The organism is Delftia sp. 11MD (assembly GCF_050907895.1).
In the GTDB taxonomy this organism is placed as follows: domain Bacteria; phylum Pseudomonadota; class Gammaproteobacteria; order Burkholderiales; family Burkholderiaceae_C; genus Comamonas; species Comamonas tsuruhatensis.
In genome coordinates this window covers 3,707,008-3,721,828 of record NZ_CP194333.1, presented here as the reverse complement: position 1 = coordinate 3,721,828, position 14,821 = coordinate 3,707,008, and the positions used below count along the sequence as shown (strand labels likewise).

Annotated in this window: 9 protein-coding genes; 5 read left to right on the top strand and 4 right to left on the bottom strand. The window is 68.4% G+C overall.

Annotated elements, in window-relative coordinates; genetic code table 11:
• Positions 1–93: 93 nt before the first annotated feature.
• From pepN to ACRSCF_RS16785, 4 genes are all read right to left on the bottom strand, one after another.
• A complete protein-coding gene (gene pepN / locus ACRSCF_RS16800; RefSeq protein ID WP_244386155.1) occupies positions 94–2,820 on the bottom strand; it encodes an aminopeptidase N in 2,727 nt (908 codons plus the stop codon).
• A 77-nt stretch (positions 2,821–2,897) separates the two neighbouring features.
• Positions 2,898–4,002, bottom strand: a protein-coding gene (prfB, locus tag ACRSCF_RS16795; protein WP_126312227.1) for a peptide chain release factor 2 whose coding sequence is annotated in 2 segments (ribosomal slippage) — positions 2,898–3,920 and positions 3,922–4,002 — 1,104 coding nt in all. Because the reading frame shifts where the segments join, the coding sequence is not laid out codon by codon here.
• A gap of 292 nt (positions 4,003–4,294) precedes the next feature.
• Positions 4,295–6,145: a methyl-accepting chemotaxis protein gene (locus tag ACRSCF_RS16790; protein ID WP_244386150.1), complete on the bottom strand. Its 1,851-nt coding sequence runs from the start codon at positions 6,143–6,145 to the stop codon at positions 4,295–4,297.
• A 233-nt stretch (positions 6,146–6,378) separates the two neighbouring features.
• Positions 6,379–8,967 (bottom strand): sensor domain-containing protein, encoded by a 2,589-nt coding sequence (locus ACRSCF_RS16785; RefSeq protein WP_034364002.1) that lies wholly within the window; start codon positions 8,965–8,967, stop codon positions 6,379–6,381.
• Between the two features lie 227 nt (positions 8,968–9,194).
• Between ACRSCF_RS16785 and ACRSCF_RS16780 the strand changes: the two genes are divergently transcribed.
• The 5 genes from ACRSCF_RS16780 to ACRSCF_RS16760 all read left to right on the top strand — a co-directional run bounded on the left by ACRSCF_RS16780 (position 9,195) and on the right by ACRSCF_RS16760 (position 14,814).
• On the top strand, positions 9,195–9,707 hold the full coding sequence (locus ACRSCF_RS16780) for a sigma-70 family RNA polymerase sigma factor (protein ID WP_154834539.1): 513 nt from the start codon (positions 9,195–9,197) through the stop codon (positions 9,705–9,707).
• Positions 9,686–10,699 carry a FecR domain-containing protein gene (locus ACRSCF_RS16775; RefSeq protein WP_244386148.1) on the top strand — a complete coding sequence of 338 codons (1,014 nt, stop codon included), beginning with the start codon at positions 9,686–9,688 and terminating at the stop codon, positions 10,697–10,699. The genes ACRSCF_RS16780 and ACRSCF_RS16775 overlap by 22 nt, the downstream gene beginning before the upstream one ends.
• 89 nt (positions 10,700–10,788) lie before the next feature.
• Complete coding sequence (locus ACRSCF_RS16770) at positions 10,789–13,233, top strand: TonB-dependent siderophore receptor (RefSeq protein WP_244386146.1); 2,445 nt, start codon at positions 10,789–10,791, stop codon at positions 13,231–13,233.
• A gap of 88 nt (positions 13,234–13,321) precedes the next feature.
• Positions 13,322–13,825: a sigma-70 family RNA polymerase sigma factor gene (locus ACRSCF_RS16765; protein WP_034364000.1), complete on the top strand. Its 504-nt coding sequence runs from the start codon at positions 13,322–13,324 to the stop codon at positions 13,823–13,825.
• Positions 13,826–13,830: 5 nt separating this feature from the next.
• Positions 13,831–14,814 carry a FecR domain-containing protein gene (locus ACRSCF_RS16760; RefSeq protein ID WP_034363999.1) on the top strand — a complete coding sequence of 328 codons (984 nt, stop codon included), beginning with the start codon at positions 13,831–13,833 and terminating at the stop codon, positions 14,812–14,814.
• Positions 14,815–14,821: the final 7 nt, after the last annotated feature.

Genomic DNA, 14,821 nt, shown 5'->3' with positions numbered 1-14,821 from the left:
TCAAGCCAGGGACACCGAGGAAGAGCCGCCTCGCACCGAGGGTGTCGTCCCCCTGCAAGGGGGAAGGCGCGAAGCGACTCAGGGGGTGGCTCGTCAATCCGCGAGGGCGCGGGTGACGACTTCACGCACGTCGTTGCTGAGTTCGGCGCGAGCCGCCACGCGGGCGATGGCTTCACGTGCAGCCGTGCGGTAGGGCTCGGCCAGCTTGCTCCAGCGGTCCAGGGCACGCGCCAGGCGGGCGGCGACCTGGGGGTTGATGGCGTCCAGCTCGATGACGCGCTCGCTCCAGAACACGTAGCCCGCCGCGTCGGCGCGGTGGAAGGCGCCGGGATTGGCGCTGCAGTAGCTGAAGATCAGGCTGCGCGCGCGGTTGGGGTTCTTGATCTGGAAGTCGGGGTGCTTCATCAGCTGCTTGACGGCCGGCAGCACGTTGCCGCCACGGTCGCAGGCGCCGCCCTGCAGCGCGAACCACTTGTCCAGCACCAGTGCATCGTGCTGGAACAGCTTGTGGAAACGCGCCAGGGCCTGGGCGGCCAGCGGGTGGCCGCTTTGCACCAGTGCCGTCAGGGCGCTCATGCGGTCGGTCATGTTGCCTGCGTCCTTGAAGCGCTGCAGCGCCTTGCCGGGCCAGACCGTGTCGCCCGAGGCGCGCGCGGCCAGGCACAGCATGGACAGTGCCATGCCGGACAGGGCGCGGCGGCCGGAGCTGACGGGGTCGGGGCGGTAGGCGCCGGTGTCGCTGTGCTCCTGCCATGCCTGCTGCCAGTCGGCCTGCAGTTCGGTGGCCAGTTGCTGGCGCATTGCTTCGCGCACGGCGTGCACGCGCTGCGGATCGACCACGGCCAGTTGCTCGGCAATGTAGCTTTCGCCGGGCAGGGTCAGCATCAGTTCCTTGAAGGCTGCATCCAGCTGCGGATGGCGCAGCACGCCGCGCATGGCCTCGACGAAGGAGGAGGGCAGCAGGGCAGCGGCGATCTGGCCGCTGGCGTCTGCCGTGATGGAGGTGTCGCCAATGGCCTGCAGCGCGATGCGTAGGCCCAGGCGCTGGCCGGCTTCCCAGCGGTTGAAGGCATCGCTGTCATGGGTCAGCAGGGTCAGCAAGGCGGCATCGCTGTCGCTGTGCTGCAGCACCACGGGGGCGCTGAAGCCGCGCAGCAGCGAGGGCACGGGCTCCTGGTCCACGTCGGTGAAGACGAAGCTGTGGCTGGGTTCGGACAGCACCAGCAGGCGGCTGTCGCCGGCTGCCTGCGCATCTTCGCCCTGCAGGCGCAGGGTCAGCGCGCGGCCGTCCTGGCCCAGCAGGCCCATCTGCACGGGGATGACGAAGGGCAGCTTCTCGGCCTGGCCGGGCGTGGGCGCGCAGCTTTGGCTCAGGGTCAGCGTGTAGGTGCGGGCGGCCGCGTCATAGCTGCCTTCGGCGCGCAGCTGGGGCGTGCCGGCTTGGCTGTACCAGCGCTTGAACTGGTCCAGGCGCCGGGCCAGTTCGCTGTCGGGGTTGGCGTCGGCCATGGCCTGGGCGAAGTCGTCGCAGGTCACTGCGTGGCCGTCATGGCGCTCGAAATACAGCTTCATGCCCTTGGCGAAGCCTTCGCGGCCCACCAGGTTGTGCTGCATGCGCACGACCTCGGCACCTTTTTCGTAGATGGTGACGGTGTAGAAGTTGTTGATCTCGATGTAGCTGTCGGGCCGCACCGGGTGGGCCATGGGGCCCGCATCCTCGGGGAACTGGGCGGTGCGCAGCACGCGCACGTCCTCGATGCGCTTGACGGCGCGTGCCGAGGGGCTGCCCGCCATGTCCATGCTGAATTCCTGGTCGCGGAAGACGGTCAGGCCTTCCTTGAGCGACAGCTGGAACCAGTCGCGGCAGGTGACGCGGTTGCCGGTCCAGTTGTGGAAGTACTCGTGGCCGACGACGGACTCGATGTTGGCGTAGTCGGTGTCGGTGGCCGTGGACTGGCTGGCCAGGACGTACTTGGTATTGAAGACGTTCAGGCCCTTGTTCTCCATGGCGCCCATGTTGAAGTCGCTGGTGGCGACGATCATGAAGCGGTCCAGGTCCAGCGACAGGCCGAAGCGGGCCTCGTCCCAGGCCACGCTGGCCATGAGGGAGTTCATGGCGTGCTCGGTCTTCTCCAGGTCGCCGGGGCGCACGTAGACCTGCAGCAGGTGGTCGCGGCCTGCGCGGCTCTTGATCTTTTGCTCGCGCGCGACCAGGTTGCCGGCCACCAGGGCGAACAGGTAGCTGGGCTTGCGGTGCGGATCGGCCCACTTGGCGAAGTGGCGGCCGTCTTCCAGCGCGCCTTGCTCGACCAGGTTGCCGTTGGACAGCAGCACCGGGTACGCGGTCTTGTCGGCGCGCAGCGTCACGGTATACATGGCCATCACGTCGGGACGGTCCAGGAAATAGGTGATGCGGCGGAAACCCTCGGCCTCGCACTGGGTGAAGAACGTGCCCTGGCTCACATACAGGCCCATGAGCTTGGTGTTCTTGGCGGGCGCGCAGGTGGTGAAGATTTCCAGATCGACGGGGTCGCCGCCCTCGGGCAGGTTCTCCAGCACGAGCTGGTCGCCGTCCATCTTGAACGAGGTGCCGCCGCCGTTGACCAGCACGCGCGCAAGGTTCAGTTCATCGCCGTCCAGGCGCAGCGGCTGCGCCGGCACCTCGGTGTTGCGGCGCACGCGCATCTTGTTGAGCACGCGGGTCTTGGCCGGATCGAGATCGAAGGTCAGGTCCACGGTGTCGATCCACCAGGCAGGAGCCTGGTAGTCGGCGCGGTGGATGGCGGTGGCAGGGGCCTGCCCGTCACGCAGTTGCAGCATACAGATTCCTTCCTATGCCAATATCAGGGGACAGAGTTCAAGCCCCTGTGCGGCCGGTGCCGCCCAGGGGCTTGAAATCAGAGGCCTTGCTTGAGCGAGGCTTCGATGAAAGCGTCGAGGTCGCCGTCCAGCACCTTCTGGGTGGCCGAGATTTCGACGTTGGTGCGCAAATCCTTGATGCGGCTGTTGTCCAGCACGTACGAGCGGATCTGGTGGCCCCAGCCCACATCGGTCTTGGTGTCCTCCAGCTTTTGCTGCTCCACCATGCGCTTTTGCATCTCGTGCTCGTAGAGCTTGGAGCGCAGGCGCTGCCATGCGACGTCGCGGTTGCTGTGCTGGCTGCGGCCATCCTGGCATTGCACGACGATGCCGGTCGGGATGTGCGTCAGGCGCACGGCCGAGTCGGTCTTGTTGATGTGCTGGCCGCCGGCGCCCGATGCGCGGTAGGTGTCGGTGCGCACGTCCGAGGGGTTGATCTCGATCTGGATCGAGTCGTCGATCTCGGGATAGACGAACAGCGAGGCAAAGCTGGTGTGGCGGCCGCCCGAGCTGTCGAAGGGCGACTTGCGCACCAGGCGGTGCACGCCGGTTTCGGTGCGCAGCAGGCCGTAGGCGTACTCGCCCTCGATGTGGATGGTCGCGCTCTTGATGCCGGCGATGTCGCCCGGCGTCTCTTCCTCGACCGTGGCCTTGAAGCCCTTGCGTTCGGCGTACTTCAGGTACTGGCGCAGCAGCATGCCGGCCCAGTCGCAGGCTTCGGTGCCGCCGGCGCCGGCCTGGATGTCCACGAAGCAGTTCAGCGGATCGGCTTCCTTGCCGAACATGCGGCGGAACTCCAGTTCCTCGATCAGGGGCTGCAGCTTGGCGGTCTCGCCCTCGATGGTGAGCAGGCCGGTCTCATCGCCTTCTTCCTTGCTCATCTCGAACAGCTCGGCGTTGTCGGCCAGCTCGGTGGTGAGCTTTTGCAGCGTCAGCACGACGCCGTCGAGCAGCTTCTTTTCCTTGCCCAGCTCCTGGGCCTTCTTGGGGTCGTTCCAGACGCTGGGATCTTCCAGCGAGGCATTTACCGTGCGCAGTCGTTCGTACTTTGCATCGTAGTCAAAGATACCTCCGTAGATCTGCCGTCCGCTGCGACAGATCTTCGAGGGTGTTGCCGATGAGGTTGATGCGTTCTGCTTCCATGATGTGTTCCGTCTTCTGATGAATGTGTTCTTGGCTGAATCGCCGATTTTCTCATGCTGGGGCACCGTGCCGGGCCAAGCGCCTGTCGCGCGGGGCTGCGGGAGGGCGGCAGACTGGCGAGGGCTTTCAAAACAAGGGCTTGCAGCGGTCGATCATGGCAGATTTGAAGGGCTTGGCCATGGCAGGGGCGTGATCCGCCTGCGAGGCGCCCGGAAAAAAGGCCCGGCCAGCAGGAGCTGGTCGGGCCTTGGCCGGTGTGTCCGCCCCCGGGCGGGGCGGGTGAAAACCTGGTTCAGAAGGTTTCCCAATCGTCGTCGGAGGCCGTGCTGGCCGCCTTGGCCTTGGCCCTGGCAGGTGCGGTCACGGCAGGCCGGGCCGGCTGCGCCGGCTGGGCCGGGCGCGCGGCGCCTGCCGGAGCAGGGGTTGCACCGGCCGCACCAGTTGCAGAAGGCAGGGCGGCCGATGCGCGTGCGGGCACAGCGCCTTTGGGAGCGGCAGGCGCCAGATGCGGACGGGGCGCCGCCGGTGTTTGGCGGGGCGCTGCCACGGCGGCGGCGTGGTTGACACCGCGGCTGCTGCTCAGCATGCCGGTGGACGGCGAGAGCTTGAACACGCTCACCACCTCGGCCAGCGCCTTGGCCTGGGCCTGCAGGGCGCCGGTGGCCGCCGCCGATTCCTCGACCAGGGCCGCGTTCTGCTGGGTCATCTGGTCCATCTGCGTGACGGCCTGGTTGACCTGCTCGATACCGGCCGTCTGCTCATGGCTGGCGGCCGAGATCTCGCCCATGATGTCGGTCACGCGGCGCACGCTGGCCACGATCTCCTCCATGGTCTTGCCGGCCGAATCGACCTGGGCGCTGCCTTCCTCGACCTTGCCCACCGAGTCGTCGATCAGCTGCTTGATCTCCTTGGCGGCGGCGGCCGAGCGCTGGGCCAGGGTGCGCACTTCCGAGGCGACGACGGCAAAGCCCCGGCCCTGGTCGCCGGCGCGGGCCGCTTCCACGGCGGCATTCAGCGCCAGGATGTTGGTCTGGAAGGCGATGGAGTCGATGACGCCGATGATGTCCACGATCTTGCGCGAGGCATCGTTGATGGCGGACATGGTCTGCACCACCTGGGCCACGGCCGTTCCGCCGCGCACGGCGACCTGGGACGCGGCGGCGGCCAGCTGGTTGGCCTGCTGGGCGTTGGCGCCGTTTTGCTTGACGGTGGAGGTCAGCTCCTCCATGGAGGCGGCGGTCTGCTCCAGCGAGCTGGCCTGCTCCTCGGTGCGGGCCGACAGGTCCTGGTTGCCCGATGCGATCTGGCCGCTGGCCGTGGCGATGGAGTCCGTGCCCTGGCGCACCTGGCCCACGATGCGTTGCAGGCTTTCGTTCATGTGCTGCAGGGCCAGCAGCAGCTGGCCGGTCTCGTCCTTGCCATGCACCTCGATGCGGCTGCCCAGGTCGCCTGCGGCCACGGCCTGCGCCAGGCTCACGGCCTGCTGCAGGGGGCGCGCCACGCTGCGGGCGATCAGCAGGGCCATGGCCAGGCCGAAGACCACGGCGCCCACCAGCAGGGCGATCACCCACCAGCGCGCAGCCGTGAAGATGTCGTCACCGGCCTGGTTGGCATCTTCGATGCCTTGGGCGTTGAGCTTGATCAGTTCATCGAGCTTGCTGTTGATGGCGCGGCTGGTCTTGACCGAATCGCCGCGCAGCAGCTCGGATGCCTCGTCGGTGCGCAGGGCGTGGGACAGGTCCACGATCTTTGCCGTGTGCTGCGCGTACTGGCCCAGGTCGTCCTTGATGCCGGCCATCAGCTCGCGCTCGCGTGCCGTATTGGCATAGCGCTCGAAGGCCTGCTGGTTCTTCAGCAGCTCGGACCACAGCGCAGGCATGTTCTTGTCGTAGACGGCCATCTCTTCCATGGAGGTGGCCAGCACATGCTGCATGGTCTGCGAGCGGTAGCGCTGCAGCTGGTAGCGCATCTCCAGGAGCACGCGCTCGGCAGGCATCCAATGGTGGGCCAGGTCGGTGGCGGTCTGGTTGACGCGGTCCAGCTGGACCACGGAGAACAGGCCCAGGCCTGCGGTCAGCAGCAGCAGGGCGATGAAGGAGGCCAGCAGCTTGGGGGCCAGCTTCAGATTGCGGAAAAACATCATGGTGGGGGAGTGCCGTATGGCGAAGAGCGGAAGCGGATGAGCGGCTGGGGCTGGGAGTCGGCGGAAACGGTGGCGATCTGTGGCGATCAGCGGGGCCGACACTCAGCCGCCGCCATGCCGCAGATATCGGTCACTTGCCGGCGAGGCTTAGGGAAAAATAGGTCCAGTCCGAATATTTATTGCGGATTGTTACTTTTGCCGGCCAAGGTCTCCGCGCGCATGGCCTGGTCCGCTCACACGTCCGTCGTCAGGCCGGCCTGCGCGCTCGATGCCTGCAGCCACCGCTCCAGATCAGCGGCCGGCAGCGGGCGCGAGAACAGATAGCCCTGTGCCACCGGATAGCCCTGTTCGCGCAGGATGGTGTTCTGCGCTGCCGTCTCCACGCCCTCGGCCACCACGGTCAGGTGCAGGCTGCGGCCTATGCCCAGGATGGCGTTGCTCAGCGCCTGCGCGGCCTCGTCGTGCTCCAGGTCGGCGACGAAGCTGCGGTCCAGCTTGAGCTCGCTGACCGGCAGGCGCCGCAGGTAGCTGAGGCTGGAGTAGCCCGTGCCGAAGTCGTCCATGGACAGGCGCACGCCCTGGGAATGCACGGCCTGCAGCGTGCGCATGGTGCCCGGGTTGGTGTCCAGCAGCAGGCTTTCGGTGATCTCCAGCGTGAGGTCCTGCGGCTTGAGCGCGTTGTGCTCCAGCGTGTCGGCAATCATGCGCGGCAGGTCCAGGTTGTGAAAGCTGGTGGGCGAGAGGTTGACCGACATGGCCGGCACGTCGATGCCCCGGCTGCGCCACTCGCCCAGCTGGCGGCAGGCCTCGCGCAGTGCCCAGGTGCCCAGCTCGCCGATCAGGCCGCATTCCTCGGCCAGCGGAATGAAGCGTGCGGGCGAGATCTCGCCGAATTCCGCATGGCTCCAGCGCGCCAGGGCCTCCACGCCGTAGAGGCGCCCGTCCTTCAGGTCGAGCTGGGGCTGGTAGTGCAGTCGCAGGCCGCCGCTGCGCAGGGCATCGCGCAGCGCCGTCTCCAGCACCAGGCGTTCCTGGGCCAGGCGGTTCATCTCGGGGCTGAAGAAGCTGTAGAGCCCGCGCCCGCCGGATTTGGCCTGGTACATGGCCATGTCGGCGCGGTGCAGCAGGGTCTCCATGTCGCGCCCGTCGGCGGGAAACACGGCAATGCCGCAACTGGCCGTGCTGGCCAGGGACACGTCGTCGATCATGCAGGGCTCGCCAAGTGCCGACTGCAGCCGCTCTATCACCTCGGCCGCCTGCGCACCGCCGCAGTGTGGCAGCACGATGACGAACTCGTCGCCCGACAGCCGTCCGGCAATGTCGCCCGTGCGCAGCTCCGCCTGAATGCGCTGGGCCACGCTGCACAGCAGCCGGTCGCCGGCCGGGTGGCCCAGCGAATCGTTGACCTGCTTGAAACGGTCCAGGTCGATGAAGACCACGGCCAGCTCGTGGCCCTCGTGCGAAGCCACGGACAGCGCCTGCTCGGCCTGGGCCAGCAGCAGGCTGCGGTTGGGCAGGGTGGTCAGCCCGTCGTAGAAGGCCAGCTGCCGGATGCGGCGGCGTGCCTGCTCGCGCTCCAGCGCCAGCGCGCACAGGTCGGTGCAGGCCTCCACCAGCCGCTGGTGGAAGGGATCGGGGCCGGGCCGGTTGAAATGGCGGTAGTAGAAGGCAAAGGTGCCGGCCACGCCGCCCTGCAGCCCGCAGATGGGCGTGGACCAGCAGGCCGTATACCCCAGCGGCAGGATGAGGTGCTTGTAGTCGGCCCACAGCGGGTCGGTGGCGATGTCGCCCACCAGCACGGGCCGGTTGTGAAAGGCCGCCGCGCCGCAGGAGCCGACATTGGGGCCGATGGGCACGCCGTCCAGCGCCGCCGAATAGGAGGCCGGCAGGCTGGGCGCGGCCAGCGGATGAAGGCGGTTCTGGTCATCGACTTCCAGCACCGAGACCGCGATATCGGGCGCAATGCGCTCGACCTCGCGGCACACCAGGTCCAGCACCTCGGTCAGCGGCTGGTCGCGGGCCATGGCCTCCAGGGCGCGCCGCTGCAGCACCTCATGCATCTTGGCTTCGGTAATGTCGGTGATCACCGTCACCGTGGTCTGCAGCCGCCCGTCCGGCCCCATCACGGGATTGGCCTGGGCGCTGACCCAGTAGCGCTCGCCGTCCTTGCCCACCAGGATCTCCTCACGGTACACGGGCTTGCCCGCGTCCAGCTCGGCACGGTAGGCGGCCGTGAACTCGGGCGAGGCATGGGGCACCAGCAGGGCGATGGGCGCACGGCCCACCACTTCCTCGCTGGTCCAGCCGAACATGCGGCTGAAGCCCGCATTCACATAGCTGATGGTCCAGTTGCCATCGGCGATCACCACGGCCGCGTCGGTGGCGTCTGCCACCAGGGACAGGCGCCGCATGTGCTCCTGCCGCCGGCGGTCGGCCAGCATGCGGGCCGAGACATCGGTGGCAATGCACAGCACATGGCTGAGGGCGCCGGCCGCATCGAGCACGGGCGCATAGGTGGCCTCCAGCCAGCACGTGCTTCCGTCGCGGCGCCGGTGCTCTCCCACGCGCGAAACCGTCTCGCCCGCGCCCCAGCGCTGGCGCCACTGACCGTAGGCGGCCGGGTCGGCCTGGGCCTGCGTGCACAGATCGCTGTGCAGCAGGCCTTCAATGCCGGTGGCCGGATAGCCGAGGATGGCCTCGTAATTGGCATTGGCGCGCATCAGCCGGCCTTCGGGCGTAAATTCCGCCAGCGCCATGGCCTTGTCCAGCGTGCTCCACAGCGCCTGTTGTCCTGCCGTGCCTGCTACCCGCGTTTCGAACATGGTTCGCTCTCCTGATGGATGCTGAGCTGATGATTGATTGTTTCTAAATGATACCGATCCGGCGCAGCAGCTGGATGTCAGCCACTCTGGTCGCACTTGCTCCCACTGTTCGCCTTTGGATGGTCCGCCTGATGGCACTCTTAGGCAAGTGATTCCGCTGGTTACAATGATTTGAGAATGATTCTTGTTTGATGGTGCCTCCCGCCTTCAAGCCATCGGGTCCTACCATGCCATCCGCCCCAGCCTCCACCCCCCAGCACCGAGAAGCCGCCTCCCTGTACGCCGCCCACCATGGCTGGCTGCAGGGCTGGCTGCGCCGCAGGTTGGGCAACGGGGCGGATGCGGCGGACCTGGCGCAGGACACCTTTGTGCGCATCCTGGGCGTGCGCGACCTGGCCGGTGTGCAGGAGCCGCGTGCCTACCTGACCACGGTGGCCAAGGGCGTGCTCGTCAACTGGTACAAGCGCCAGGCGCTGGAGCGCGCCTACCTCGAAGCCCTGGCCGCCTTGCCCGAGCCCGTGGCGCCTTCGCCCGAGCAGCGCGCCCTGGTACTGGAGACCCTGCACGAGATAGACGCCATGCTGGACGCGCTGCCGCCCATCGTGCGGCGCACGTTTTTGCTGTCCCAGCTGGACGGCATGAAGTACGAGGACATCGCGCAGCAGCTGGAGGTCTCGCTCACCAGCGTCAAGCGCTACATGGCCCAGGCGTTTCGCCAATGCCTGGTTGCAATGGCGTGATGGAGACGCCCCTGCAAGCGCGCGTGCTCGACGAGGCCGCCGAATGGCTGATGCTCCTGCACGACAGCGGCGCCACCGACGCCGACCGCGCCGCCTGCGAGCGCTGGCGCCAGGCCGACCCACAGCATGCCCTGGCCTGGGAACGCGCCGAGCGGCTGCTGGGCAAGTTGGGCGGCCTGCCTGCAGCGCTGGCCATGCCGGCGCTGGACCGGCCCCGAAGCCACCGCGCCCAGCGCCGCGCCGCCGTGGCCCGGCTGGCCGCGCTGCTGGCCGTGGCGCCTGCAGGCTGGCTGGCCTGGCAAGCCTGGTATGCGGCGGACCAGCGCGGCTGGGGCGCCGACCTGCGCACCGCCACCGGCGAGCGCCGCACCGAGCATCTGGCCGATGGCAGCCGCCTCCTGCTGGACACGGCCAGCGCGGTGGACATCCGGTTTGATGGCGCACTGCGCCTGCTCACCTTGCGCCAGGGCGCGATTTCCATAGAAACGGCGGCCGATACCGCCACGCCGCACCGCCCCTTTGTCGTGGATACCGCCCATGGCCGGCTGCGCGCGCTGGGCACCCGTTTCACCGTGCGGCAAGAAGGGGGCAGGGCGGACGGCGGCCCCGTGCGCCTGGCCGTGACCGAGGGCGCCGTGGAGGTCACGCTGCGCGGCGCCGCCAGCCCGGCGCTGGTCGTTCAAGCCGGTCAGCAAACGGTATTGCGAGCGGGGGAGGTGACCTCGCCCCAGCCCCTGCAGCCCGAGGCCACGGCCTGGACCCACGGCATGCTGATGGCCGACGCCATGCCGCTGGCCGCGTTCTGCGCCGAACTGTCGCGCTACCGCCCCGGCCTGCTGCAGTGCGCGCCCGAGGTGCGCGCGCTGCGCGTGTCCGGCTCCTTCCCGCTGGGCGATACGGACCGGACGCTGACCATGCTGGCCTCCACCTATCCCGTCGACGTGCAGACGCGCATGCGCGGCTACTGGATCACCGTCGTCGCCAGGAACTAAAAAAATCGAGGCAGGGTGACACTTTTTCGGATCTCGGCTGGCAACGGGGAAAGAGCTTCTTTCTTCACCGCCTCCAAGGACCGATTTCCATGTCTGCCTTACCCATGCCGCATCCCGTCTTCCATCCCCTGGCGCATGCCGCCCGCCTGGCCCTGCTGGGCATGGCATTGGCCGCAGGCGCCGTGCAGGCGGCCGAACCGGCCCCCGCAGCCCAGACCTACCAGATCGCGCCTGGGCCGCTGGGCCGCACGCTGGCCGGCGTGGCCACGGCGGCGGGCATTTCGCTGTCCTTCGATCCTGCGCTGACCGAAGGGCTGACCAGCCCGGCCCTGTCCGGCCACTACGCGCCGCAGCAGGCGCTGCAGCGCCTGCTGGCCGGCAGCGGCCTGGACATGGTGGCGCGCAGCGACGGCAGCTACACGCTGCGCAGGCAGGCGACCCAGGCCCTCCAGGCGGCAGGCGCCACCGCGCTGGGCGAGGTGCTGGTCACGGCGCAGGCCGAGCGCAGCGCCGTGACGCAAGGATCGGGCAGCTATGCCGCCACCGGACCCAGCAGCACGGCGACACGGCTGGGCCTGTCGCAGCGCGAGACCCCGCAATCGCTGAGCGTGATCACGCGCGAGCAGATCGAGGACCGCGGTTTTCAGTCGCTGGAGGAGGTTGCCCTGGATGCCACGGGCCTGAGCACACGCCAGATCGGAGGCGGCGAACGCACGCAGTTCTTTCTGCGCGGCTTCGAGGTCAACTCTTTCCTGGCCGATGGCGTGCCGCTGGCCTTCGACTACGACACGCAGGGCCTGGCCACCATGGCCATGTACGACCGCGTGGAGGTGCTGCGCGGCGCTGCCGGACTGATGACGGGCACGGGCAATCCGTCCGGCACCATCAACCTCGTGCGCAAGCGCCCCACGGATGCCCCTCAGGTCTCGCTGACGGGCAGCCTGGGCTCCTGGAACAACCTGCGCGGCGAAATCGACGCATCCGGCCCGCTCAATGCGGCCGGTACGCTGCGCGGCCGCGCCGTGGTGGCCCTGCAGGATACGGACACCTTCAAGCGGGCGTACCGCCATGAGCGCCAACTGGTCTACGGCACGCTGGAGGCCGATATCGCCCCGCGCACGCGACTGAGCCTGGGCGGCTACTACAACAGGGAAGACAACCCCGGCGCCGACTGGAACGGCCTGCCCACGCGGCGTGACGGCAGCTTCTACCCGCTGCCGAGATCGGCGCGCGTGACGCCTGACTGGGCCTACTGGAACAAGGAAAACGCCAGCCTCTTCGCTGAACTGGAGCATGGCCTGGGCAACGGCTGGAAGACCCAGCTGACCGCACGCGTGCTGCAGGCGAAGATGGACATGCTGGGGACCTACCTGTATCCGCTGGAAGATTCCGCCGACTTCGGCCAGGGCGTGGGAGCCTATGCCTACAAGAAGACCCAATACAGTCTCGACGCCTTCGCGCAGGGGCCCTGGCAATGGTTGGGCCGCACCCATGAAATGGTCTTCGGCGCCAGCGTGAGGCAAAACAGCGACGACGACGGGCCTGGCGGGTGGCCGTCGGACTACCAGCAGATCGTGGACCCCATGACCTGGGACCCGGGCTCCGTTGCCCGGCCGGCCATCAACACCCTGTGGTCGCGGCGCGGCCACCAGCGGCAGCTGGGTGCCTACGGAACACTGCGGTTGAGCGTCGCGCAGCCCCTGACCGCGCTGCTGGGCGCGCGCGTGGATTCCTACTCCTACGACATGCTCACGCGCTCGGGGGAATGGAGCGATTCCAGCAGGTACCGGGTCCATGACCGCATCACGCCCTATGCTGGCCTGGTCTATGCGCTGGACAGCCGGCATTCCGCCTATGCCAGCTGGACCAGCGTGTTCCAGCCCCAGAGCAATCAGGGCGCCAGCGGCGCGCTGCTGGACCCGGTGACGGGACGCAACCTCGAGCTTGGCATCAAGGGCGAGTACGCCCAGGGCCGGCTGCAGGCCAGCGCGGCGCTGTTCCAGATCAACCAGAAGAATCTGCCGCTGCAACTGCCGCAATCGCAGTGCAGTCCCGCTGTGGCGTCCTGCTACGCGCAGACCGGCGAGGTGCGAAGCAGGGGGGTGGAGTTCGAGGTGGCGGGTGCCGTCACGCCGTCCCTGCAACTGATGGCCGGCTACACCTACAACAGGGCGCAGCATGTCCGCGACTCGGACGTCGCCAAGGCCGGCACGCCCTATGACACCCAGACCCCGCGCCATCTGCTCAAGCTGTCGGCCCGCTACCAGCTGCCGGGCGCCTGGCAGCGCTGGTCCCTGGGCGGATCCGTGCGCACGCGCAGCGAGACCCGCTCGGCCGGCTACGGCGTGCGTCAGGGGGGCTATACGCTGGTGGACCTCATGGCGAGCTACCAATTCAGCCGGCAGCTGGATATACGGCTGAACGTCAACAACCTCACGGACAAGTACTACTACCAGGCCATTGGCAGCACCCAGGACAACAACCATTTCGGGGCGCCGCGCAATGTGCTGCTGACGGCGCGCTACCGCTTCTGAAACAGAGACAGGTTGGCATGGATACAATCGAATAAGAATGATTCTTGTTTGATTGCGGGCCCCGCCCTCAAGGGAATCGGGACCTGCCATGCCATCCGCCTCCGCCCCCCAGCACCGAGAAGTCACAGCCCTGTACCTGGCCCACCACGGCTGGCTGCAGGGCTGGCTGCGCAAGAAGGTGGGCAATGCCTTCGACGCGGCCGATCTGGCGCAGAGCACCTTCCTCAAGGTGCTGGGCGCCAAGGGGCTGGACCAGCTCCAGGAGCCGCGCGCCTACCTGACCACCATTGCCCGCAACCTGCTGATCAACCAGGTGCGCCGCCGCGCCATCGAGCAGGCCTATCTCGATGCCCTGGCCGCCATGCCCGAGCCCGTGGCGCCGCCGCCCGAGGTCCGGCTCATGGTGCTGGAGACCCTGGTGGAGATAGATCGGCGCCTGGGCCGCCTGCCCGCGCTGGCCAAGCAGGCCTTCCTGCTGGCCCAGCTCGAAGGGCTCGGCCATGGCGAGATCGCGGCCGAGCTGGGGATTTCCGTCTCCACCGTCAAGCGGCATCTGGCCAAGGCGGCCATGCGCTGCTTCTTCCCGGAGTAGGCGGCATGCAGGCGTTCCCTTCCGCTTCTTCCCCCATTTCTGCCGAAGTGGCCCGCCAGGCCGTGCAATGGTGGCTGCAACTGAACTCCGGCCAGGCCCAGGCCCGGCAGCACGATGGCCTGCAGCGCTGGCGTGCGGCCAGCCCCGAGCATGAGGCCGCCTGGCAGCGCATCGAATCCATGGGCAGCCAGATGGCCGGCATCCCCATGCCGCTGGCGCGGGCCGCATTGGCCGCACCCGGCTCGGCCGGCAGGCGTCGTGCGGTGCAGGCGCTGGCCGTGTTGCTGGTCTCGGGCGCAGGCTCCGCAGCTGTCGTGCGCTCGCAGGCCTGGCGCGGCTGGACGGCCGACCAGGTGGCTGCCGTGGGAGAGCAGCGCCGGCTGCCGCTGCCCGATGGCGGCAGCGTGGTGCTCAACACCGGCAGCGCCCTCAACCTGCGCTACGGCGCGGCCGAGCGCGTGCTGGAGCTGGTGCGTGGCGAAATCCTCGTGCAGACCGCGCCGGACAGCCTGCACCGTCCCTTCATCGTGCAGACCGCCATGGGCGCCGTCCAGGCCCTGGGCACGCGCTTCACGGTGCGCGAGCGCGCGTCCGGCATCGAAGTGGGCGTGCTGCAAGGCGCCGTGCAACTGCGGCCCGCGCATGCCCCGCATGCCGCGCAGCGCATAGCTGCGCGAGAGCAGGGCACGTTCACGGCCCAGCAGGCCGTGCACTCCGGCGCGCTGGACACGGCGGCCAGCGCCTGGGCCGAAGGCATGCTGGTGGCCTCGCGCATGCGGCTCAAGGATTTCCTGGCCGAGCTGGGCCGCTACCGGCGCGGGCGCCTGGGCTGCGACCCGGCCGTGGCCGGCCTGCACGTCTCCGGCGCCTATCCGCTGGCCGACACCGACCGCGTGCTGGCCGCGCTGACTTCCTCGCTGCCCGTGGAAATCCATTCCTTCTCGCGCTACTGGGTGATGGTGCGGCCTGCGGCGCCGCACAAGGCATGAAGGCCTT